19 protein-coding genes are annotated in these 21,303 nt (G+C 61.3%); 10 read left to right on the top strand and 9 right to left on the bottom strand.

The features are described from left to right. Nucleotides 1–180 (top strand): hypothetical protein (locus HU720_RS24355; protein ID WP_238337695.1); only part of this gene is annotated, 180 nt, incomplete at its 5' end. Between the two features lie 38 nt (nucleotides 181–218). Here the strand turns inward: HU720_RS24355 and HU720_RS13725 are convergent. Together HU720_RS13725 and HU720_RS13730 are read right to left on the bottom strand one after the other, a co-directional pair. After that, nucleotides 219–617 carry an NUDIX domain-containing protein gene (locus HU720_RS13725; protein WP_186520472.1) on the bottom strand — a complete coding sequence of 133 codons (399 nt, stop codon included), beginning with the start codon at nucleotides 615–617 and terminating at the stop codon, nucleotides 219–221. Between the two features lie 84 nt (nucleotides 618–701). Next, a complete protein-coding gene (locus HU720_RS13730) occupies nucleotides 702–4,808 on the bottom strand; it encodes a CheR family methyltransferase (protein WP_186520473.1) in 4,107 nt (1,368 codons plus the stop codon). 340 nt (nucleotides 4,809–5,148) lie between these two features. Between HU720_RS13730 and HU720_RS13735 the strand changes: the two genes are divergently transcribed. From HU720_RS13735 to HU720_RS13745, 3 genes are all read left to right on the top strand, one after another. Continuing rightward, nucleotides 5,149–5,358, top strand: a complete 210-nt coding sequence (locus HU720_RS13735; RefSeq protein WP_186520474.1) for a general stress protein — start codon at nucleotides 5,149–5,151, stop codon at nucleotides 5,356–5,358. 60 nt (nucleotides 5,359–5,418) lie between these two features. Beyond that, complete coding sequence (locus tag HU720_RS13740) at nucleotides 5,419–6,603, top strand: zinc-dependent alcohol dehydrogenase (RefSeq protein WP_186520475.1); 1,185 nt, start codon at nucleotides 5,419–5,421, stop codon at nucleotides 6,601–6,603. Between the two features lie 109 nt (nucleotides 6,604–6,712). Then, nucleotides 6,713–6,964 (top strand): DUF6555 family protein, encoded by a 252-nt coding sequence (locus HU720_RS13745; protein ID WP_186520476.1) that lies wholly within the window; start codon nucleotides 6,713–6,715, stop codon nucleotides 6,962–6,964. A 41-nt stretch (nucleotides 6,965–7,005) separates the two neighbouring features. On the opposite strand, the gene HU720_RS13750 is transcribed toward HU720_RS13745, so the two are convergent. Further along, complete coding sequence (locus tag HU720_RS13750) at nucleotides 7,006–7,176, bottom strand: hypothetical protein (protein ID WP_186520477.1); 171 nt, start codon at nucleotides 7,174–7,176, stop codon at nucleotides 7,006–7,008. A 290-nt stretch (nucleotides 7,177–7,466) separates the two neighbouring features. Here HU720_RS13750 and HU720_RS13755 point away from each other — a divergent pair, with 290 nt between their 5' ends. Genes HU720_RS13755 through HU720_RS13765 form a run of 3 tightly spaced genes read left to right on the top strand, consistent with a single transcriptional unit; the run spans nucleotide 7,467 to nucleotide 11,232 of the window. Next, nucleotides 7,467–8,588, top strand: a complete 1,122-nt coding sequence (locus tag HU720_RS13755) for a DUF3142 domain-containing protein (RefSeq protein ID WP_186520502.1) — start codon at nucleotides 7,467–7,469, stop codon at nucleotides 8,586–8,588. Beyond that, nucleotides 8,575–10,716, top strand: a complete 2,142-nt coding sequence (locus tag HU720_RS13760; protein WP_186520478.1) for a hypothetical protein — start codon at nucleotides 8,575–8,577, stop codon at nucleotides 10,714–10,716. The genes HU720_RS13755 and HU720_RS13760 overlap by 14 nt, the downstream gene beginning before the upstream one ends. Before the next feature lie 27 nt (nucleotides 10,717–10,743). Then, nucleotides 10,744–11,232 carry a hypothetical protein gene (locus HU720_RS13765; protein ID WP_238337696.1) on the top strand — a complete coding sequence of 163 codons (489 nt, stop codon included), beginning with the start codon at nucleotides 10,744–10,746 and terminating at the stop codon, nucleotides 11,230–11,232. 993 nt (nucleotides 11,233–12,225) lie between these two features. On the opposite strand, the gene HU720_RS24130 is transcribed toward HU720_RS13765, so the two are convergent. The 5 genes from HU720_RS24130 to HU720_RS13785 all read right to left on the bottom strand — a co-directional run bounded on the left by HU720_RS24130 (nucleotide 12,226) and on the right by HU720_RS13785 (nucleotide 17,866). Further along, nucleotides 12,226–13,737: an AAA domain-containing protein gene (locus HU720_RS24130; RefSeq protein WP_346656577.1), complete on the bottom strand. Its 1,512-nt coding sequence runs from the start codon at nucleotides 13,735–13,737 to the stop codon at nucleotides 12,226–12,228. A gap of 83 nt (nucleotides 13,738–13,820) precedes the next feature. Continuing rightward, nucleotides 13,821–15,341: an AAA family ATPase gene (locus HU720_RS24135; RefSeq protein ID WP_202883578.1), complete on the bottom strand. Its 1,521-nt coding sequence runs from the start codon at nucleotides 15,339–15,341 to the stop codon at nucleotides 13,821–13,823. A 547-nt stretch (nucleotides 15,342–15,888) separates the two neighbouring features. Further along, nucleotides 15,889–16,029 carry a DUF2256 domain-containing protein gene (locus HU720_RS13775; protein ID WP_186520479.1) on the bottom strand — a complete coding sequence of 47 codons (141 nt, stop codon included), beginning with the start codon at nucleotides 16,027–16,029 and terminating at the stop codon, nucleotides 15,889–15,891. Next, nucleotides 16,026–17,567: a cryptochrome/photolyase family protein gene (locus tag HU720_RS13780; protein ID WP_186520480.1), complete on the bottom strand. Its 1,542-nt coding sequence runs from the start codon at nucleotides 17,565–17,567 to the stop codon at nucleotides 16,026–16,028. The genes HU720_RS13775 and HU720_RS13780 overlap by 4 nt, the downstream gene beginning before the upstream one ends. Further along, entirely contained in the window at nucleotides 17,561–17,866 is a 306-nt protein-coding gene (locus HU720_RS13785) for a DUF6482 family protein (RefSeq protein WP_186520481.1), read from the bottom strand. The genes HU720_RS13780 and HU720_RS13785 overlap by 7 nt, the downstream gene beginning before the upstream one ends. A gap of 133 nt (nucleotides 17,867–17,999) precedes the next feature. On the opposite strand from HU720_RS13785, the gene HU720_RS13790 reads away from it, so the two are divergent. From HU720_RS13790 to HU720_RS13800, 3 genes are all read left to right on the top strand, one after another. Then, nucleotides 18,000–18,491 carry a DUF1543 domain-containing protein gene (locus tag HU720_RS13790; protein WP_186520482.1) on the top strand — a complete coding sequence of 164 codons (492 nt, stop codon included), beginning with the start codon at nucleotides 18,000–18,002 and terminating at the stop codon, nucleotides 18,489–18,491. Nucleotides 18,492–18,653: 162 nt separating this feature from the next. Further along, entirely contained in the window at nucleotides 18,654–19,700 is a 1,047-nt protein-coding gene (locus HU720_RS13795) for a diguanylate cyclase (RefSeq protein WP_346656579.1), read from the top strand. A gap of 13 nt (nucleotides 19,701–19,713) precedes the next feature. Then, complete coding sequence (locus tag HU720_RS13800) at nucleotides 19,714–20,484, top strand: SDR family NAD(P)-dependent oxidoreductase (protein WP_186520484.1); 771 nt, start codon at nucleotides 19,714–19,716, stop codon at nucleotides 20,482–20,484. A gap of 5 nt (nucleotides 20,485–20,489) precedes the next feature. Here the strand turns inward: HU720_RS13800 and HU720_RS13805 are convergent, their stop codons facing one another. Beyond that, nucleotides 20,490–21,098, bottom strand: a complete 609-nt coding sequence (locus HU720_RS13805; RefSeq protein WP_186520485.1) for a dTMP kinase — start codon at nucleotides 21,096–21,098, stop codon at nucleotides 20,490–20,492. Between the last annotated feature and the right edge of the window lie 205 nt (nucleotides 21,099–21,303).

The raw sequence follows: 21,303 nt of genomic DNA on the forward strand, positions 1-21,303 counted from the left end.
GGGCTGCTTCGCAGCCCTTTCGCGACACAAGGCCGCTCCTACACAATCAAAAGCGACTTGCCCGAAACCATAGAATCACCCACAAAGATTGCGTACCTCCACAATACCGAGACATGGCCCGTAATGCTGTGGGAGGTCACCCAGCCCTTCCAGGCTGCGCTGCCGCGCGCAGAAAACTGAGCAGCGTGGGAGCGGCTTGCTCGGCGGTGGAAGTTGCCCTAGCGCACCGACGCCGCCATTCCCTTGTCGCAATGCAGCAGCGAATCGATCAGCCGCTTGATCTCACCATTGAGGGCGTCCACCCGGTCCAGCCTGGCAAAGCAGCAATCAGCGATCTCGTGGCTGGCGCTGGGCTTGGGCGCATCGGCGAAAACAGCCTCGAATACGTAGTGCGTACGCTGCGGCGACTCGTGCCGCATCAAAAATGTCAGCTCCTGTGCCAACAACCCGGTTTCTTCGAACAACTCGCGGGCAGCCGCTTGTAGCGGCGTCTCACCCGGCTCGATCTTGCCGCCCGGCAAGGTCCATGGCGCCTTGGGTTTGCGCACCCACAGCCACTTACGCTGGTCGCCCGCCTGACGGCAGATCACGCTAGCTCGGGGTTTGGCTGATTTCATGCAGGCTCCTTCTGGGCAAACGGGCAGTGTCCTGCCCATTGGTTGCTAAAAAGCCTGCAAAAATTGCACCGAACTGATGAGCGGTCAGTAAGGCACCGAACCATTCAGCGCTTCGATGGCGTCGATCAGGTCGTCATAGCTCACTGGCTTGTTCAGGTGCCGGTCAAAACCCGACTGGCGCGACTTGTGCTGATCAGCGCTGGCGCCATAGCCGGTGAGGGCGATTGCCGGGGTGTAACGCAAATGCTCAAGCCCCCGCAGCGCCTTGATCAGGGCGTGGCCGTCCATGCCCGGCATGCCGATGTCGGAAAGGATGATGTCATAGCGCCCCTCGCCAGCTGCCTCAAGCGCGGCTCGCGGGTCGCTGTAGGGCTCGACGTCGGCGCCTTCGATTTCCAGCAATTGCTGCATGACATCGAGGATTTCCACCGAATCGTCCACCAGCAGCACCCGCACGCCGCTCAAGCGGCCGTCGGCAACCTGTTCGCTGGCTTGGGCCTGGGCCTGCTGGCCTGGGTCGCACAGTGGCAGGCGCACGGTGAAGGTGCAGCCGCGGCCCAGGCCTTCCGAGTGAGCGGTGACCGTGCCGCCGTGGGCCTCGACCAGTTGGCGCACCAACGACAGGCCGATGCCCAACCCTTCACGGCTGTGGTTGGCCAGTTGCGGCGCGGCCTGGCTGAACAGGTCAAAGATGTGCTCCAGGCTATCCTCGGCAAGCCCCACCCCTTGGTCGATCACCTGCAGCGACGCCTGCTGTTGCTCGCAGGTGAGCAACAAGCGGATCTCGCCCCCGGGCGGGCTGAATTTCAATGCGTTGTTCAGCAGGTTCCAGATGATCTGTTCCAGGCGCGTGCTGTCGGCGTCGATGAACACCGGCGCCTCGCCGGGCGGTAGCTCCAATTGCACGCTGCAGCTGTGCTGCTCGCTCAACACCACGGCATGGATGCCGCGCAGTACCGCGCAGACGTCCACCGGCTGGGTCTTGAGCTTGAGTTTGCCGGTACGGATACGCGCTACATCGAGCAGGTCGTCGATGATCCGCGCCTGGCTTGCCACCGCCTCGCAGATCACCGCAACGGCCTTGCTGGCCACCCGGGTGCTGTTGACCACGCTCTGGCGCCGCAGAATCTCGGCATTGAGCTGGATCAGGTTGAGCGGGTGCTTGAGCTCATGGGACATGACGGCGAAGAACTCGTCCTTCATGTGGCTGGAGCTTTGCGACTCAGCCAGGCGTTTGCTTTGTTCGTCGTGCAGGCGTTGATGGCCGGTGAGGTCACGGGCGATCTTCACATAGCCGCGCAGGCTGCTGCCTTTGAGCCGTGAGACTTCGCCGGTGCAATAGAAGCGGCTGCCATCCTTGCGCACATGCCAGCGCTCGTCCTGCCCGCGGCCATGCAAGCGCGCGGCGCGCAGCTCACGCTCCGGGACGCCGCTGGCGCGGTCGGGGTCGGTGAAGATCAGCTGGTAATGCTGGCCCAGCACTTCGTCTTTGCCGTAGCCAAAAATCAGCGCAGCCCCAGTGTTCCAGTCAGTGATCAACCCCTCTTCGTCGAGCAGGATGATGGCGAAATCGTGGGTGCTTTCGGCCACCAGGCGCATACGTTCTTCGCCTTGGCGCAAGCGCTCTTCAGCGGCGCGGCTCTTGTTGATGTCGATGAAGGTCAGCACCGTGCCATCGACGTTGCGCTCGCTGGCGCGGTAGGGGTGCAGGCGCGCCAGATACCAATGCTGGTTGTGCCCGAGTACCTCGCGCTCCAGCGTCGTCTCGCGCTCGATCACTGCACGGGCGTCATCGGCAAGGCCCGGGTAGTCCAGGCGGTGGGTGATATCGAGCAGCGAGCGACCGGTGTCTACCGGCAGCATGCTGAAAATGTCGGTGGCGCGGGGAGTGAACCAGCGGATATGCAGGTTGCGGTCGACAAAAACGGTGGCGATGTCGGTGGAGGCGATCAGGTTGCTCAGGTAGTCGTTGACCTTGTCGGTTTCCTCGACCTTGGTCTTGAGTTCGTAGTTGACTGTCAGTAGCTCTTCGTTGATCGATTGCAGCTCTTCCTTGCTGGTTTCGAGTTCTTCGCTGGCCGAACGCAGCTCTTCGTTGATGGCCTGCATTTCTTCGTTGGAGGCCGTCAGCTCCTGGCTTGAGAGCTCCGACTGCTCGATGGTTTCCTGCAGTTGCAGGCGGGTGCGGTGCAGCTCGCGCTCAAGGTTGCTCAGCACCGTGCCTTCGGACTGCGGCGGCAAACTCTGGTCGCGTGCATCGCGCACCAGGAACATTACCAGCAGGCATTCACTGCCACTGGGGTCGTCATGGTGCGGCTGGACCAGAATTTCGACGTCGCTGTGCTGCTCGTCGAGCAGCAGAGTGACCGACCGCGAGGTGACTGCCTGCCCGCTGCTGTGGGCCTGCATCATGCTGCTGCGCAGCGCCGGACGCAGGGGCGGCAGCACCAGGTTGAGCAGGCTGTGGCTCAGTTCGCCACCGGCGTGACGCAGGAACGGCCCGACGCCCTCGCTCATGTGCAAAATACTGCCGTCGCTGTCGACGATCAGGCTGGGCGGGGTACGCCGGGCCAGGGCACGGTGGTGAATCTCGGCATAGGACAGTTTTCGACCGCCGCGCACCTTGACCTTGGGTTGGCTGCTTTCCGGCGCCTGCAGGCGAGCGGGTCGGCGGCTGCTTTGCACTTCACGGGCGCGGAAGATGCGGTTGCGTTTGTCCACGGCAACGAACAGGTCGGCGGCGATGTCGGCCGATTCGGAACTGCCCAGGAACAAATGGCCACCGGGGCGCAAGGCGAAGTGGAACAGGCGCAGGATGTCGCGCTGCACGTCGCGGTCCAGATAGATAAGCAGGTTGCGACAGACGATCAGGTCCAGTTGCGAGAACGGCGGGTCGGACAGCAGGTTGTGGCGGGCGAACAGGACTTTTTCGCGGACCTCTTTGCGCACCCGATAGTGCTGGTCTTCTGCGATGAAGAACTGGCGCAGGCGAGCGGCGCTGACATCGGTGCTGATGGCCTCGGGGTACTGCCCGGCGCGGCCGAGGGTGATGGCGCGCTCATCCAGGTCAGTGGCAAATACCTGCACCTTGGCACTGCGCCGTTCGACCGCCAATTGCTCGGTGATCAGCATCGCCAGGCTGTAAGCCTCCTCGCCGGTGGAACAGCCGGCCGACCAGATACGGATCTCGTGCTCGCCTTCGTCGCCGTCGCAGATCAGGCCCGGCAGCACATGGCGTTGCAAGGCCTCGAAGGCTTCCTGGTCGCGGAAGAAGTTGGTGACGCCAATCAACATGTCGGCGAGCAGCGCCCGGGACTCTTCGGCGTGCTGTTGCAGGAAGTCGCGGTAGCCAGCGAGCTCAGTCTGCCCCGTCACGTGCATCCGGCGCTCCAGGCGGCGCAGCAGCGTGGCGCGCTTGTAGTGCATGAAGTCGTGGCCGGTAGTGCCATGCAGCAGGTGCAGGATTTCCTCAAGCAATGGGTCGCTGGCGGCCGGCGGGCCTTCGCGCTCGCCCAATGCTGGCGGCAGGCTGTCATCCTCGATGCGCGGCAGTTTTACCTGGCTCGCGGTGTGCCACAGTTCGACCAGCTTGGCCGGGATCTGCGCCACCGGCAGTACCAGGTCGACCATGCCTGTGGCCAGCGCAGCCTGGGGCATATCGGGATACTGGGCATCATCCGGGCTCTGCACCAAGGTCACGCCGCCTTGTTCCTTGATGCGCGAAAGGCCTACCGCGCCATCGCTGCCGGTGCCTGAGAGGACGACGCAGAACGCATGGTCCTTGTGCACATCGGCCAGGTCGCGGAAGAACAGGTCTATTGCCACATGGTCGCCGCGACTTCTTTGCGCGGGGCGCACCCGCAGGTAACCGTCGTTGGTCGACAGGCGATTGGCGGGGGAAATCACGTAGACATGGTTGCGCTCGATAGGCACCGCCTCGGTGACTTGACGCACCGGCATCTGGGTGACCGCTTGCAGAATACGGTCGGCCCGGCTCTGGTGGTCTGGCGACAGATGCAGCACCACCACAAAGGCCATGCCGGTGTCGGACGGGGTGTGCTCGAACAAGGTACGCAGCGCCTCCAGGCCGCCCGCCGAGGCGCCAATACCCACCACCGGGAAGTCCAGGTGGCTGGGGCTCAGCGCCGGGTTATGCGGCGAGGCGAGGGTGGGTTTGCTGGTCGACTTCATGGGCACGAACCTTGTGCGATACGAAAAATGGCCCAGGGCGCAGGGCGCACCGGGCGGTGATTATAGGCACCGATTGCCCCTGGCTTCGAGCCTTTGCGCAGGCGCTGCCCAGGGCATGTCGAATAGTGCGCTTGAGACAACAGGCGAAGCGTAAAAGTGCTTGATGCACAGAAGCTTTTTGCTCCGTGTGGCCACAACGCAAGCCTCTTGCACGCCAACCACTGGCGCCACCGGTCCGATCAGGCGCAACGCTATTGAGCAGACCGCGCATTCATTGGCTCGGAACTAATGCACGGTGCTTTCCGTGACACGCCAAACCAATGCGTAAAGGAGAACCGACATGGCTCATGACCAGGAACAGACCAGCCGCCGTGGTGGCACCAAGGAGACCAACCCGGGCAATTTCGCCAACGACCGTGAGAAGGCCTCCCGCGCCGGGCATAAGGGCGGCCAGAACTCCGGGGGCAATTTTGCCAATGACCGTGCCCGCGCCTCCGAGGCCGGACGCAAAGGCGGGCAGAACAGCCACGGTGGTGGCCGCAACGCCTGATCGGCATGGGTCGGGGCGCCAAAGCCCCGGCTTCCCATCTCTGCGCAGGAGACCGACAGCATGCGCGCACTCACCTACCACGGCTCTGGCGATGTCCGGGTCGACAATGTGCCAGAGCCTGAGCTGCAAGAAAGCGACGATATTCTGCTACGGGTGACCGCTACAGCGATCTGTGGCTCGGATTTGCACCTGTATCGCGGCAAGATCCCCATGGTCGACCAAGGCGACATTCTCGGTCACGAGTTCATGGGCATCGTCGAGGAAGTTGGCCGTGACGTCACCGCCGTCAGCCCTGGCGATCGCGTGGTGATTCCATTCGTGATTGCCTGTGGCAGCTGTTTCTTCTGCCAGCACGAACTGTTCGCCGCCTGCGAGACTACCAATACGGGGCGCGGGGCGATCATCAACAAGAAGAGCATCCCGCCGGGCGCTGCGCTTTTCGGCTATAGCCACTTGTATGGCGGCATTCCCGGCGGTCAAGCCGATTACGTGCGGGTGCCCAAGGCCAATACCGGGCCTTTCAAAGTGCCTGGGCATCTGGCCGACGACAAAGTGCTTTTCCTCTCCGACATTCTGCCTACCGCCTGGCAGGCCGTGCGTAATGCCGAAATAGGGCAAGGTTCATCATTGGCGATTTTTGGGGCGGGCCCGGTCGGTTTGCTGACGGCTGCCTGCGCGCGGATGCTGGGCGCCGAGCAGATATTCATGGTCGATGAATGCGGTTATCGGCTCGACTACGCCCGCGATGCTTATGGTGTCATCCCCATCGATTTCAGCCACGACGATGACCCGGCCGATAGCATCATCCGGCAGACCGCTGGAATGCGCGGCGTGGACGCTGCGGTGGACGCTGTAGGGTTTGAAGCCAAAGGCAGCACGACGGAAACAGTGCTAACCGCTCTGAAGCTCGAAGGCAGCAGTGGCAAGGCTCTGCGCCAGTGCCTTGCAGCGGTGCGCCGTGGCGGAGTAGTGAGCGTCCCGGGCGTCTATGCCGGCTTCATTCATGGGTTCCTGTTTGGCGATGCCTTCGACAAAGGCCTGACGTTCCGTATGGGGCAAACCCATGTGCAGCGTTATTTGCCAGAGCTACTGGAACATATAGAAGCCGGGCGGCTGAACCCCGAGGCCATCGTTACCCACCGTATGGCGCTGGATGATGCGGTACGCGGGTACGAGATTTTTGACGAAATGCAAGAGCGTTGCCGCAAGGTAATCCTGATGCCGGGTGCGCCAGCACCGAGCTAAGGCCAATCGCCACTAGTGCGATCCTCTGCCTGTTTGCGGAAAAATTGAATCATCCAGGTCAGGGCTGATCAACCCTTGATTGAAACAGGCAGAAAGGAGGCCCGCCGCAATGCCCAGTCCCGAGCTTTACGTGATCGACTATCAGTTGCATGGCCAGCCACGCAGCTTCATCATCCGCCTTGAGCGCCTGGACAACGCTGAAGCGTGGCATTGGGCCAGCTGCGATGCCGGTGTAGGCATCATCCCCAAGTTTGGCCGTGAAAAGATCCGCAAGGTCAGCCGGCCAATGGCTGAGCGCTATGGCATTACCGACGTTCGCTGGCGCGTTTCGGGGACCAAGGCCGGGCAGGTGGCAGGCTAGGTGCCAGGCGGGGCAGGGTCGCCCCGCACTGTAGTTCTTGATCAAGCGCCCGACTCGGGGTCAGCGGCCGGTACGCCGGGGCGGTTTTGGTCGTCATCTGTCAGGTTTGGATCGGCATCCGGGTCATCGACCTGATCATGCCGCGGCTCGGGCTCCAGGTCCGGCCAGTCGCTCTGCGCGTCGCCGCCACCCATCTTCAGTGCAGTGCTCATTGTCAAACCCTCGCTCAGAACAGGCCTGCCACGACGGCCGGCCTCGTACTAGTTGTGAGTCCCGGCAATCCGAGGCTGCATCATCGGGTTCAAGCACACACCGACAGATGGCCGGAGCTACTACTTAAGGCGACACTGCTGGAGGGACTGCAACGCGTTGCGCTACTATCGCGCCTCGCCAAACACTGCTGTCGCGCTGGACAAAGGACTGTATGCCCGTCACGTATTTCCACCGTTTGTGTGGCGCCCTGGTGTTGGCGCTGCTTACCGGCTGTGAGCCGCAACCGCCAATGCCGCTGGACCAGCAACTGTATGTCTGGCAACGCCAATGGCGCCCAGCCCACGAGCAGGCGCTGGCCGAGAGCCGTCGCGACTTTTCCACTTTGCGCGTTCTGGCCTTGCAGGCGCATCCGAAAGCCGGGTGGAGCAGGGCGCTGGTGAATCTTGCACAACTCAAGGCCGATGGCCGGCCAGTCATCGCGGTGGTGCGCCTGGATGGGCAACTGCCGGCGCTGGATGTGCAACTGGCGCAACAGCAGATCGCGCAGCTGATCGCGCGCTGGCAACAGGCTGGTGTCACCCCAAGCGGCCTTGAGATCGACCATGACAGCGGCAGCGCGCGGTTGGCGGGTTACAGTCAGTTTCTGCAAGCGCTGCGCAAACAACTGCCCGCCGATATCAAACTGAGCATCACCGCTTTGCCAGCCTGGCTCGATAACCCGAATTTACCGGAGCTTCTGGAGGCGGTGGACAGCAGCGTATTGCAGGTGCACGCAGTGAGCGACCCGCGCCAAGGCCTGTTCGACCCGGTCAAAGCCAAAAGCTGGGCGCAGCGCTGGAGCCGGGCCAGCGATAAACCGTTTTACCTCGCCTTACCTGCTTACGGCGTTGCGCTGCTGCCCGATACTGGCGGCGCGCCGCTGGTGGAAAGCGAGGCGCCGCTGAACCACGCGGGCGAGCGGCGCGAATTGCTCGCCGACCCGCAACAGCTGGCCGACCTGGCCCTGCAAATGCGTGAGAAACCGCCCGCCCACCTGGCCGGGCTGATCTGGTTTCGCCTGCCACTGCCTGGCGACCGCCGCGCCTGGAGCCTGACCACGCTGAAAGCCGTGGCCGCCGGCGATGCGCTGGCCAGCCAGTGGCAGGTCCAGTTTGTGAAGCGGGAAGGGCTGTACGACATCAGCCTGGTGAATGCCGGCAACCTCGATCAACCGCTGCCCGCACGGGTGCAATTGACCGCGCGCGGCTGCGACGGGGCTGATGGCATCCAGGGTTACCGCGCCCAGCAAACACCGCAACACCTCGAATTCACCCGCCAGGCCAGCGTGCGTGTTGCCGCCGGCGGCCGGCGTGCCCTCGGTTGGGCGCGCTGTCTCGATATCAGTAAAGGAGCATGGAATGTCTACCCGTAACTGGCCGCAACGCTTGTTGTGCCTGTCCCTGAGCGTGCCGTTCGGTACGGCCCTGGCTTGCGGCCCGGACTTCCCGCTGCGCTTGCTGGACGACCGCGCACGCACCTTGGCAGAACTGCCGGAAACCAACTTTGCTTTTGAAGTGAGCCGCCTCGGCCAGCAAATAGCCGGCCTGAAGCCGACAACCGAGCTCACCCTTACGCCTTACTGGTATGGCGAGGACAACGCCCGGCCGTATCGTGAACAGCGCGATCAGATCGAAGCCAATGAGTTGCCGGAAACCCTGCGCGACAAAGTCGCCCAACTGCGCAGCCTGAAGGATGCGCAGCAGGTCGAGGTGCAAGGCGCTGACCTTCCCGATGAGTTGCGCCTGTACACCGCAGGCGCAGTGGCGTTTGATACAGGTAATCACCCGCAGGCAGCGGCGTATTTCCGCAGCGTGCTGGCACTGCCGGCCGAGCAACGCAAACTGCGCAGCACTTGGGCGGCTTATTCGCTGGGCCGTGCTTTGATGGCGCAGAGTACTGAGGCCGCCGACAGCCCCGAGCAGCCCCCGCAAACCCTGCGCGCGCAGGCTCAAAAAGCGTACGAGCAGGCCAGGGCGCTGAGCGCCGAGGGTTTCAGCGACCCACTGGAACTCGGCGTGGCAAGCCTTGGTGAGCAAGCCAGGCTGGCCCGGCTCGACGGCGATTGGGGCCACGCGGTGCAGTTGTACGCAAGCCAGACCCGCTTAGGTTCGCCCAGTGGCTACGGCTCGCTGCGCCAATTGGCCGGTGAGTTGGTGGCGATGCCCGATGCAGACCTGCAAACGCAACTCAAACAGCCGGCGGTGCAGAAGCTGATCACTGCGTATCTGCTCAGCCGTATGGCCTACTTCAACGACCCCCAGGAACAGGAACTGCGCCTGACCCGCATGCTGCAGGCAAGCGTCGGCGATAACCTGGAGAACGCCGATCGTCTGGCAGCCCTTAGCTACCAAGACGGCGACTTCAAGGCCGCCAGAAGCTACCTGCAGCATGCAGGTGACACGGGTATGGCCTGGTGGGTACGAGCCAAGCTGGCCCTGCGCGATGGCGACAAGGCCCAGGCAGCCGCAGCATATGCAAAGGCGGCGGCTGCCTTCCCCAAAGACGAAGCCTGGGGCTGGCGGCAAACGCCAGACTGGGACTACGAAAGCGTGCGCCCAGGCTGCCGCGTTGATGGCGAGAGCGCGGTGCTGGCACTGGACCGCGGTGACTATGTGCAGGCCTTCGACCTGTTGTATCGCAGCCAGGACATCTACTGGCCAGACGCCGCAACGGTGGCCGAGCGTGTACTGACCCTCGACGAGCTCAAGGGCTATGTCGACGCCCAGGTGCCGGCACCGCCAGCGCCCAAGGAAGATGCCGACCCGTATGCACCACGCCCGGTCGCAGCCCAACTGCGCGACTTGCTGGGCCGCAGGTTGCTGCGCGAAGGCCGGTTCGCCGAAGCACCGGTCTATTTCAGTACGCCAGAGCTGCAAAGTGCTGCACGCCAATATGGCGAGCAGCGTGAGGAAGGCAAATCGCGCTGGACCGCAACCGGTCGTGCCGAAGCGCTGTACACCGCGGGTACCGTAGCGCGTAGGCAGGGCATGGAGATCCTGGGTTATGAAATGTCGCCAGACTACGGCTGGCTGGGCGGCAGCTTCAGCCTGGGTACGCCCGAGCTGAAGCCTGGCCCGTTCCTGGAGCCCGCCGAGTTGAAGCGCCAACAAGCTACTGAGGCAGCGCCCAACCTGCGTTACCACTACCGTTACATCGCCGCCGACCTGGCCAGTCAGGCAGCGGACCAACTGCCGCATACCAGCCAGGCCTTTGCCTCGGTGCTGTGCATCGGCGCAGGCTGGGTGGCCGGCAGCGAGCAGGAAGTCACGCTGTACAAGCGTTACGTTGAGCAAGGCCCCTACGTGCCATGGGCCGCCAACTTTGGCCAGCAGTGCGAGCAACCGAAGTTCGACGAGGTCAACAAGCGCTACATTGAACAAAAACTCAACGACGCCCGTGCAATGCTGCGGCCTTATAAAGTGCAACTGCTAGCGTTGGGTGTGCTGGTGCTCGGCGGCCTTGGCTGGCTGTGGGTGCGTCGGCGCAAGGTTCAAGGTTGATCCACTAAAAGCGAGGAGGGTGCTCGGATGATAGTGCGAGGGAAAGTTCTGACGCACGGCCGACTTGTTTTAGCGCTTTTCACCAGCCTGCTGGCCCCGCTTGCCAGCGCACAATATGTCGAAATGCCGCGTAGTGAGCAAATCAAGGCCTTCCGAGCGGCAGGCTTTACGCAGGAATCGACCGAGTGCGAGTTGGAAGAAGAGGGTGATTATGAACCGCCTTCGATGCAACCGCGCGATATCAACGGGGATGGGCGGCTGGATGGGCTCATTACCGAGTCGAGTGTTCACTGCTATGGCAATGCGCGGACTGGCTTTTATCTGGTCAGCCAGCAGGCTGATGGGAAATGGCGACAGCTTGCCAGCGGCGAGGGCGAGGTCAACTTTCTGAGCACTTCAGGCAATGATGGGTGGCCGGATATCGAAATCGCCGGGCCGGGGTTTTGCAGGCCGGTGCTGCGGTACGACGGGGAGATTTATCGGCCTTATGCACGGGTTGGTAGTGGGTGTGAATAGCGGAATGAATGGCTAGCCATTATAACTACACTAAATATTCATTTAGTCGAGCTATAATTTAATTTGGTCGATTTTTTCAATAGAGCAGGGCAAGTCAAGCCACTAAGCAATTCGTAAGTAATACCACCCCAGCGCATTAATGTGCAAGCGGCAAGGCCTGAATGCCACGCTGTCATGTGCGACTGCTACGGGTCACTATTGGCCAGGCTAGCCCAGAGCTGAGGTGGGCAGCTACGGAAGCAATCAAATCTTAAAAAGCGTGGTGAACGCCGCCCCGTGCGTAGCTCCAGTGCAGATGGATGTCATCGCATCGCGAGCAAACTTGCACGGAGATGGCGTTGGTTGAATTGTAACCCGTACGATTTAGCGCTAGCTGTCGCACGCCAGTACTGATTGCGCCACAGTGGCTGACTGTCATCAGGCGGTTTCGGCAGCTGACAAGCAGCGTTCGCGTATACCCAACTGCGCGTGCGTTGTAGCTGGCCCCAGGAGCACCGATCCATGAAGCTTCCCTAATGCAATGGCGCGCACCAATTTATGTGTAACGCGAATGCAAGACCAAGGGCAGCGAGAAAAAGCGCATTTCTAGATGGACACCGCGAAGCGCCAGAAGCGCATTTTTAGCTGGGTAGTCGTTGGGAAGGCCTGGAAAAAGCGCGGTCGATCTTGAGAATGACACTGAGGAACGTAGCCTCAAGTCATTGATTCGTATGAGGCGCATCATTAAAAAGACGAAAGCACACTTTCACGTAGTCCTGACAGCCAACCCATGCCCCAGTAGCTCCATACAAAGTTGCGCATAATGCATATTATGTTAAATAAGGTATTCGGTTATTGAGCTCAACTTCGAGGTGCTTGTATTTCTTCTTGCTAACCTTCGGCTTTTCTTCCTGTTCGGCTACTAGCCCGCGTGAAGGTCCTTCCCCTCTTATCCGTCACTCCAACCGTCCTGCAAGCGCGCACTCGCTGGGCGTGCGCGCGCTCAGAAATCTGTCAGAGAGAAAGCGCTTGTTCCTCGCCTGCAATTTTTAAAGCGTCGAGGATCTCGATGTCTTCATCTTCATCATCTTGGGCGGCAGTGACCGCAGGTGACCATTCGCGTAGCTCAACGACAGCTGGGAGTTTGTCCAAGGAGTGCGTTGGTTCGATACCGAGTTCAGCCAGGCGCTCAAGGAGTTCAGCGAAGATTTCCTCTTTATGCATGCTCCAAGATGACGCGAAGCACCGCCAGAACGTCCACCCTGCCCGCTCAAGGATACGCTGACGGTTCATATCCGCCTCCCAGCGATCAGGACCGTGGAAGGCGTCACCGTCACACTCAATGGCCAGCCGATTATCGTTGGCACCCTCAACTACCATGTCGAGCCTGAATGCCCCGCTTTTCACCTGGGGAATCACACGATATCCACGCTCAACCAGTCTGGTGAATACCTGCCGCTCAAACCCTGACTCGCAGAGCTTGATGAGGCCATCTTGATCAACCTGCTCCTCAGTCAGCGGTTTGCTGAAGTACTCAAGGAGCGTTCGGCGCACGTCCTTTTGAGAGAGGTGATCCAAGGTCACAGACCGGATAAGATACATCCTGTCGCGCGCACGGCTGGCGGCCACGTTGAACCGTTGCTCAGCAGCATTTCCCGAGAGCGGATGGCAATTTTCAGGGTCTGCTACCAGCGAAATGAAGATGATATCGCGCTCGCTTCCCTGAAAGGTGCTGGCGTCACCACAGGCAAATTCGCGGGCATGGAGCTCTGCTGCTGGGCAGCGTTCGCGCACCAGTGAGTCGATGAATTTCGCTTGCTCCATGCCCCCAAGCAGCGTCACTACGCCAATCGAGCGACCCGCATATTTGTCGTTCTTGATGAGTGCCTGAATTTCCTCAGCGATAGCTTCAGCCTCAAGCTTGTTGCAGCCCTTCTTGTTCCGCACTCCGTCCTTGACATAGATGTCCACCAGCGGTGGATCGAGACGCTCGGACGGACGAGGGATTCGAAGGGGCTGGATCGCGCCACCGTAGAACTGGTTGGAGTAGGAAATGATGGGAGGGACGCAGCGGAAATGCTCACGCAACATAACCATGTGGCCAGCGAAGACCCGCGACGCCAAATCGTACAGTGATTTATCCGGTGTCATGTCCGCCCCATAGGGCTGATCGTTCAGATACCGGGTGCGGAGTTCACCAATCCGCTTACCCGATTTGAAACCACCATCGGGAGATACCTGCTTGTCATCCCCTACTACCAGCACCTTTTTTGCTCTGACGATCGCGGGCAAGGCCCATAGGTCTGACTGGCTAGCCTCGTCGACAATAACCAGATCGAATGCGCCGATCTCTGCCGGCATGGACTCAGAAATTTTGGCGTGACTCATAATCCAGCACGGCACCGCGTCGGCGGCGTCCTGCATGCACTGCTGGGCGTCACGGCGGTAACGCTCCGCGTTTGGGCCTGTCCCTTGCCCAATCTTGCGTATGGCCGTCGAATAGCCGGCTAGTGCTTGCAGCACCATAGGGCTGGCATTGGCTTTGGTGGATAGCCACGCTGCTCGGCTCACGACCTCCCGATACATGCGAGCCAGGCCCGTTTCAAGTTTCACTCGTTTGCTATTGAGCTCAACGAGCTCGTGGCGCGCTTCAATGCTCTCAAGATGGGAACGAATCCGGGCGTGTTGATTTGAGAGACCTGATGTTGGATCGCCTCGATCGAGCCTTGGAATTGCCGAATACCCTCCCGGTCACTTGTCAGAAGTGCAACCGTGAGAGGCCTGACCTCAGCGGGTATCTTGGATTGGAGCACTTTCAAGGCTTGCTCGCCACGAGAGGTGACCAAGACACGTTTACCCGTCGCGAGGTAATGGCAGATGATGTTCGCGATCGTATGGGTCTTACCGGTTCCGGGAGGGCCTTGAACCGTCACGCCGGGAGCGTGCTCAAGGCGTTGTACGATCGTGACCTGCTCATCGTTGTAAGGGAGCGGAAAATACAGCTCCTTCGGCTCAGCGGTCGATCCATCCATGCTTCTGCTTGACAGCCCGCGGAAGTTCACGTGCTGATAATCAAGGGCAGTCGTCGAGGCTGGGGTCACCAACGCGAGGGGGCCTGCGGGTAGTTCAAAACAGTCCTTGAGCTTTTCCCGAATGTTGCGCAGGTCATTGATCAACCAGTTACTCGGTTTAGGCCGTGCGAACAAAACCCACGCATCGGTTACCTGTAGAGCTTCACCCGGCTCAGGAAACCGCTGGCCGCCGTCCTCCAATAGCTCTGCATACTTGCCCTTGCTGTCCAGGCTTCTTGCCGAGAGTTTGAGCACATCAGCGAATGTCGATGGGAGGAATGGGTTCAAGGGTGCGTCGGCATTTCTGCCCAGGTGATCGCGGATTGCCCTTTCGCACTCACTGGCGCCAGGGACATTTGCATTTATAAACGCATCGAACTCGATCATCGGTTCGGTGGCTCGCGGGCGAACTTCGACCGCCATGCTTTGCTCGTTCAACGAGATGTCGAGTGCCTGGGTTAGCAATGGATAATTGAATTCCTGCTGAGCGTCGTTGATGGTTAGCGTCCAGGCGCTGACGCCAATACCCCATACCAGCTCCCGAGCAGACTTTCCCGTCTCCATTTGCTGCATCAATGCGAACATGTCGCCATAGAGACTAATTGTCCTGCGACGGGGTTTCTCGTGCTCAGCCCACTCTTGCCACCGAACCAGATAGGTCGTAAGCGCAGCCAGCGCTTGCGTGCGCACCTCCGACTCAATGACGGCAATATCGCCTTCAGGCGCTTGATCCTGCTGTTCGCGAATACGCTGATGAAGTGCCTGTTCAGCTAACACGGGCGGCTTCGAAGGGTTACTGCTGGTGTTTATTAGGGAACTATAGTCTCCGTCAACGGGGGCTGGAGCCCGTGACTCCTCAAGTCGTTCGATCTGCAGCCAGACATTGTCCCCCGGGAGCTGGAGATCAAAGTGCAGCCCCGGAAGGTCTAGAAGCGCCGCGGGCTTATACACCTCATTTACAGCGCTCGTGAGCTGATAGCGCGACGGATCAAGCTCCTTCAGGCTTTCCTCTGCATACTCGAACAGTCGGCTAAGGAGCTCATTAGGCTTCCGTTGCATGTTGATACTCCGTAATAATTCAGGGCGCGTGCACCGATAAAGAAGGCGCCAAGGATGCCATATTGCTACCACGGATAGTTTCAAAATCGATCTGTGCCGACGAGTGTCCAAACGCCCAGGGCGAATTGCGGCAGAGCCGTAGACTGGGCCGGTGCTGGGTTTGAATGAGGTTCCATGATTGAAGCCAAGAGGGTGAGTCGCTGAGCCCCGGCAGTGAGCACCTGAGGAAGGTCCCGATGAACCAACGTCGACGTTGAATTCCTGCAACACGATGACGCGGATTTTCGATGGTCTGATCCAAGCACAATTTGTGCGATCGTATCCGCAGTTTGCCGCCCCCGGCACTTTGCTGAGCTTCTGCCGATGAGTGGGGATGGGTCCCCTCCCCTAGGCTTTGTACGAGAAGAGATATCGCAAACACCGCATTGCACAAGCCATCGGGCGGAATGCGACGAGGGTTCGGGGGAAACTCGAGGAATGCACCACTCACCGAAATCAAATCAGAAACCTCCTACAGCACGAAAAGTACTGCGAGGGTGAGCGTGCCTTATCCGCCACGCGCCCCCGACCTCCGGCACCGCTGCGAACAATACTTCACCTCCTCCCAGCACCGCGCCCAGCGCTTGCGCCAGTTAAACGGCCGCCCACACACCACGCAAACCTTGCTCGGCAACAACCCCTTCTTCACACCCCCTCCCCCGCATCCAGCCTGGCCAGCAGCGTCTGCCCACGGGCCCAAACCGCCTCGCGCCGCTCCGCGGGCATGCCATCGAGGTTTCGATAAACCAACGCCAACCGGGGATTGTCTGCAAACTGCTCGCGATGGCGAATGATGAAATGCCAATACAAGGCATTGAACGGGCATGCGGTTTCCTCAACAACCTGGTCCACCCGGTAACTGCAGGCCTTGCAGTGATCGGACATGCGCTGAATGTAACGCCCACTGGCACAATACGGCTTGGACCCCAGATACCCGCCGTCCGCATGCATCACCATGCCCAGCGTGTTCGGCAGCTCGACCCAATCGAACGCATCCATATAGACCGCCAGGTACCAGTCGCAAATCGCACTGGGCACGATGCCGGCCAGCAGTGCGAAGTTGCCGGTGACCATCAGCCGCTGGATATGATGGGCGTAGCCCAGTTGCAGGGTTTGGCCGATGGCCTGGGCCATGCAGCGCATTTGCGTATGGCCGGTCCAGTAGAACTCGGGCAATGCGCGCTGGTTGCCCAGATGGTTCAAGCCTGCGTACTCAGGCATGCGCAGCCAATAAATGCCACGTACGTACTCGCGCCAGCCAATCAACTGGCGGATGAACCCCTCGGCGGCGTTGAGCGGCACCCTGCCCTCGCGCCAGGCGGTGTCGACATCCAGGCACAGCCGGCGCACGTCGAGCAGCCCGATGTTCAGCGCCGCGCTGATACGCGCATGGAACAAATAAGGCTCGCCTTCGGCCATGGCGTCCTGGTAGTCACCGAATGCCGCAAGGCCAAAGTCTAGAAAGTACTGCCACAGCTGTTCGGCCTCGGCGTGGGTTACCGGGTAGTCGAAACCTTCCACCGCGCCGTAGTGGTCGCTGAAATGCTCGCGCACCAACTGGGTAACCGCCACGGTGATTGCGTCGGGCGCAAAGCGTGCAGGGAATGGGCCGCGCAGGCCGCGGGGCAGTGCCTTGCGGTTATCACTGTCAAAATTCCAGGCGCCGCCGGCAGGGCTGCCGTCTGGCTGCATCAGATAGCCGCTGCGCTTGCGCATGCCGCGATAGAACTGCTCCATACGCAGTTGCGGGCGGCCTTGGGCCCAGCGGGCAAAGGCTGCGCGCGAGCACAGAAAGCGATCATCGCGGTGCCATACCAACGGCAGATGGGCGTCACGTAGCGCCTGTTCCAGGCGCCATTCGCCGCACTCGGTGAAGTGGATTTCGCTGGCACCCAAGGTTTGCTGCCAGCGCTGAAGTTCGCAAGCGATAGAGCCGGTGTTGCCTGCGGCGTCCAGCGTCACATAGTGCACCTGCCAACCCCGGGCGCGCAGCGCCTCGGCAAAATGGCGCATGGCACTGAAAATCAGGATGATCTTTTGGGGGTGATGCGGCACATAGCGCGCTTCCACTGCGACCTCGGCCATCAGGATGGCGTCGTGTGCCGGGTCTAGCGCTCTCAGCCCGGCCAGGTCGAACGATAGCTGGTCGCCCAGTACCAACCCTAATCGCGGAGCCCGGGTTACCACTGGCTGGCGAGGCCCACCGGCACGCGTAACGGCGCGACGGGGCCGTCACGCTGGCCACACATCTCGTCGTGCACCACATGTTGCACCAGCATGCAGGGCACCGTTGGCAAGCCCTCAAGCAGGTGGCGCAGCTCAGTGGTAGAGCGCAGCCGCATGGGTTGGCCGTGGCTGTCGCTCAAGGTTTGCGGGCCGGTAGCGGTCAGGGCGCGCAGGATATAAAAGCCGCCTTCGAGCGACAGCAGCTCCAACTCTTGCACCGCACCGTTATGGAGCAGCTCAGTGAGCCTGTTCAAGTTCATGCTATACCCTCCTCCACGCGCCATAACGACGGTTTGCGCTTGTTCTACCGGTTCGGTATCTTGCCAAATATTGTACATGATGGGTTTCTTGTACAGGTATTTCAGCGCTCCGCGCTTTTGAAAGGAATTGCTCTTGCTGTACGTCGTCATGCTCGGTGGGCGTCACCCACGGGCCAGCATCGAGGTTCACGATGTGTTGTTCGCGCAGGCGGACACACTCGCGCACACTTACCCGCAACTGCGCGAAGCCTGGTTTGGCAGCCGCGCGGGGCTGCATATCGACTCCTGGCTTGAGGTGGACGGTATCGATCAATACTGCGTGCAGTTCAGCCCCGTGGCGCCCGCGCCCGGCGAGCCGCGGCTGTTCTTCATCAACCTGGGCGGCTACGAGCGCCATGTATTCGGCGAGGCACACCGCTATCTGCTGCTGGTCGCCACGGACGCTGCCCAGGCCCGCAAGCTGGGCAAGCAGCGCATGCAAGCCGGCTGGCTCAAGCCCCATACCGATGCTGTACTGGACGTCGATGACTGCCTGCCAATCGATCAGGTCGGCGGGCGCTATGTGCATCTTGTCGAAGGGCCGCATGGGGGTATTCGCCAATGCAGCGATTACGTACTGATCTGAGGCCGCCGGCACTTCTCGGTGGGGCTAGCACAGTGCCACAATGCGCCACCGTATCTGGATACGCTGGCGGTGGCCATGACTGAGCTAGACCCTCGCGATGAGATAGCCAGGCACGTAAAAACGGATCGGCTGACGCAACTGTTCGTGCAGTCGGCACCGGCCGTGGTGGGCAGCTACCTGGCCGCCGCGATGCTGTGCTGGCTCGGCTGGGAGCGCTTCGACCGCCGCGAGGTTATCGCCTGGATGACGGTGCTCAGCCTCTGCACCTTGCTGCGCGCATCGATGTTCCTCGCCTACCGGCGCACGCCGGTAAACCTGCGAACACCCGCAACCTGGGAGCGCCGCTATTGGGCGACGCTGGTGCTGTCGGCAGGCGTCTGGGGCATTGGCGCGGTCGCGGTGATGCCGGCGGGCGACCTGATGGGCCAGGCATTGATCATGCTGTTCGCCGTTGGCATGTCGGTCAGTGCGGTGTCCTGTTACTCCTCCTACCGCAACATGACGCTGGTTTCTATCGCGCTGGTGTTGTTGCCCAGCACCGTGTGGCTGCTGTTGCAGCCCAGCGGCTTGCAGCAAGGCATCGCCGTGGCGGTGCTGGTATTCGCGTTCTTTGTGGCCAGCGCTACCCGCAGCTTGGCGCAAGCACTGGAAACAGCCTGGCGCCTGAAGCATGAAATGGAACTCGCGCATCGCCTGGCCACGGTCGCCTCGTGCACCGATGAGCTGACCACGCTCAACAACCGCCGCGCCTTCTTCGACCAAGCCCGTGCGCAGCATGCCCTGTGCCGTGGCCAGCGCCGCCTGGTGGCGGTGCTGATGCTGGACATCGACCACTTCAAGCAAATCAACGACACCTTCGGCCATGCCGCCGGTGACCAGGTGCTACAACGCATCGGCGCGGTGATCAAGGCCGCCTTGCGTGAAGATGACATTGCCGGCCGGCTTGGGGGGGAAGAGTTCGCCGTTTTGCTGCCCGATACGCCCCAGGCAGCCGCGTGTGACATCGCCGAACGCTTGCGCGCAGCCATCGCGCAGGTGAACGTTAGCGCCGAGCACCGGGTAACAGCCAGCATCGGTGTGGCCTGTGCAAGCGCCAACGATACCGAACTCGACACGCTGCTCAGCGGCGCCGACAAGGCCATGTATCGCGCCAAGGCTACTGGCCGTGACCGGGTGGCGGTTGTGGAGCCAGTACGCGCAGCGGTCTGAAGGAGAAACCGCCATGCCCCTTATCGGTAACCTCACCGCCCCCGCCAATGTGCTGGTCTGTGGCGCCAGCCAAGGCATCGGCTTGGCGATGTGCGCGCAGTTGCTCGCCCGTGACGACGTAGGGCTGTTGATTGCAGTATCTCGCCAGGCCTCACGCAGCCCGGCGTTGGAGACACTGGCCGGCGAGCACGGCCAGCGGCTCCTGCGCATCGACTGCGATGCCCGCGATGAGCAGGCGCTACAGGCGCTGGGCACACAAGTGAGCGGCCACTGTCTGCACCTGAACTTGGTCATCAGCACCTTGGGCGTGCTTCATCAGGCGCCTGCGCGGGCCGAGAAGTCCCTGGCGCAACTGGATATGGCGGGCTTGCAGGCCAGTTTCACCACCAACTGCTTCGCCCCTATCCTGCTGCTCAAGCACCTGCTCCCGCTGCTGCGCCAGCAGCCCATGACATTTGCCGCACTATCGGCGCGGGTCGGGTCGATCAGCGACAACCAGTTGGGTGGCTGGTATGGCTATCGCGCCAGCAAGGCGGCGCTCAACCAGCTGCTACGCAGCGCCAGCATCGAGCTGAAACGGCTGAACCCAGCCTCGACCGTGCTCGCTCTGCACCCCGGCACCACCGATACCGAACTGTCCCGCCCGTTCCAGGCCAATGTTCCGCCAGGCAAACTGTTTTCGCCCGCGTTTGCGGCCACCTGCATGCTCAAGCTGATCGCCGAGCATGGGCCAGCGCAGACGGGCACCTTCTGGGCTTGGGATGGTACGCCGATCCCTTGGTGATGCTCTCAGAGTACCCCTTGGATCTGGCCAACCAGGTAGTCAGTCGCCTCTTCCACCGTGCCTTCGTTGCGGCACAACACCCAGCCTTGCTCGGCCACCGCGCGCTCGAACGCCTCGGTACAGGCCACCTGCTCTTCCAGGCTGTGAATCACTGTGCTGCCCAGCCCTCGCGTGCGTGCGGCTGCCCTCGCCCATGAGGTTTCGGCACGGGTAACAACGCCGACATGCAGGTCAGGCACCCGAACCTTGCGCTCGATGTTCAGGCGCAGGATGTCGGCAAACGGCAACAGGCGGCGGAACGCGGCATCAGACGGATACCAGCGGTCGATCAGGATGATGCTGTCTGCGGGCTGTTTGGGCAGCACATTCTGGGAAATCCACGCGCGGCTGTCGGCAAAGCGCTCACACACCTGTAATTCAAGCCCGAGGCCAGGGGCCCGAGCAAGCTGGTTGACCAAGGCCATGGTCTGCCCACGCGATGGGTCGCTTTTTTTCTCGCACAGGCGGATCACCTTGTGGCCATCAACCCGCAAGGCTTGAGTAACGGCCTCAAGCAACGTGGTTTTGCCGGTGCTTTTGGGGCCATCCAGCGAGATAAACAGCGGGCGCGTCATGTTGTGGTACCGGCTTGGCGAGGCCGGTCATGATGCCCTGAAACACGCGCACGGTCATGAACCCTCGCATGGAGCACATTTGTACTCCATGCGACTGCTCGCTCATCGGTTAACCCGCCGGGCAGTAGTTTTCGCAGCGTTTTGCTCAGACGATGCTGTAATGTAGGTCAGTTATCTCCACGGCCGTCTCGCTGGCAGCCGCCTT

Source organism: Pseudomonas sp. SWRI51 (genome assembly GCF_014268825.1).
In the GTDB taxonomy this organism is placed as follows: domain Bacteria; phylum Pseudomonadota; class Gammaproteobacteria; order Pseudomonadales; family Pseudomonadaceae; genus Aquipseudomonas; species Aquipseudomonas farsensis.

Bases quoted from the DNA above. Each gene is read 5' to 3' on its own strand.
- HU720_RS13735 (WP_186520474.1), top strand. From the start codon at position 5,149: ATGGCTCATGACCAGGAACAGACCAGCCGCCGTGGTGGCACCAAGGAG.
- HU720_RS13740 (WP_186520475.1), top strand. From the start codon at position 5,419: ATGCGCGCACTCACCTACCACGGCTCTGGCGATGTCCGGGTCGACAAT.
- HU720_RS13800 (WP_186520484.1), top strand. From the start codon at position 19,714: ATGCCCCTTATCGGTAACCTCACCGCCCCCGCCAATGTGCTGGTCTGT.
- HU720_RS13755 (WP_186520502.1), top strand. From the start codon at position 7,467: ATGCCGCTGGACCAGCAACTGTATGTCTGGCAACGCCAATGGCGCCCA.
- HU720_RS13765 (WP_238337696.1), top strand. From the start codon at position 10,744: ATGATAGTGCGAGGGAAAGTTCTGACGCACGGCCGACTTGTTTTAGCG.
- HU720_RS13730 (WP_186520473.1), bottom strand. From the start codon at position 4,808: ATGAAGTCGACCAGCAAACCCACCCTCGCCTCGCCGCATAACCCGGCG.
- HU720_RS13750 (WP_186520477.1), bottom strand. From the start codon at position 7,176: ATGAGCACTGCACTGAAGATGGGTGGCGGCGACGCGCAGAGCGACTGG.
- HU720_RS13785 (WP_186520481.1), bottom strand. From the start codon at position 17,866: ATGAACTTGAACAGGCTCACTGAGCTGCTCCATAACGGTGCGGTGCAA.
- HU720_RS13760 (WP_186520478.1), top strand. From the start codon at position 8,575: ATGTCTACCCGTAACTGGCCGCAACGCTTGTTGTGCCTGTCCCTGAGC.
- HU720_RS13745 (WP_186520476.1), top strand. From the start codon at position 6,713: ATGCCCAGTCCCGAGCTTTACGTGATCGACTATCAGTTGCATGGCCAG.
- HU720_RS24135 (WP_202883578.1), bottom strand. From the start codon at position 15,341: ATGCAACGGAAGCCTAATGAGCTCCTTAGCCGACTGTTCGAGTATGCA.
- HU720_RS13725 (WP_186520472.1), bottom strand. From the start codon at position 617: ATGAAATCAGCCAAACCCCGAGCTAGCGTGATCTGCCGTCAGGCGGGC.
- HU720_RS24130 (WP_346656577.1), bottom strand. From the start codon at position 13,737: ATGGTGCTGCAAGCACTAGCCGGCTATTCGACGGCCATACGCAAGATT.
- HU720_RS13805 (WP_186520485.1), bottom strand. From the start codon at position 21,098: ATGACGCGCCCGCTGTTTATCTCGCTGGATGGCCCCAAAAGCACCGGC.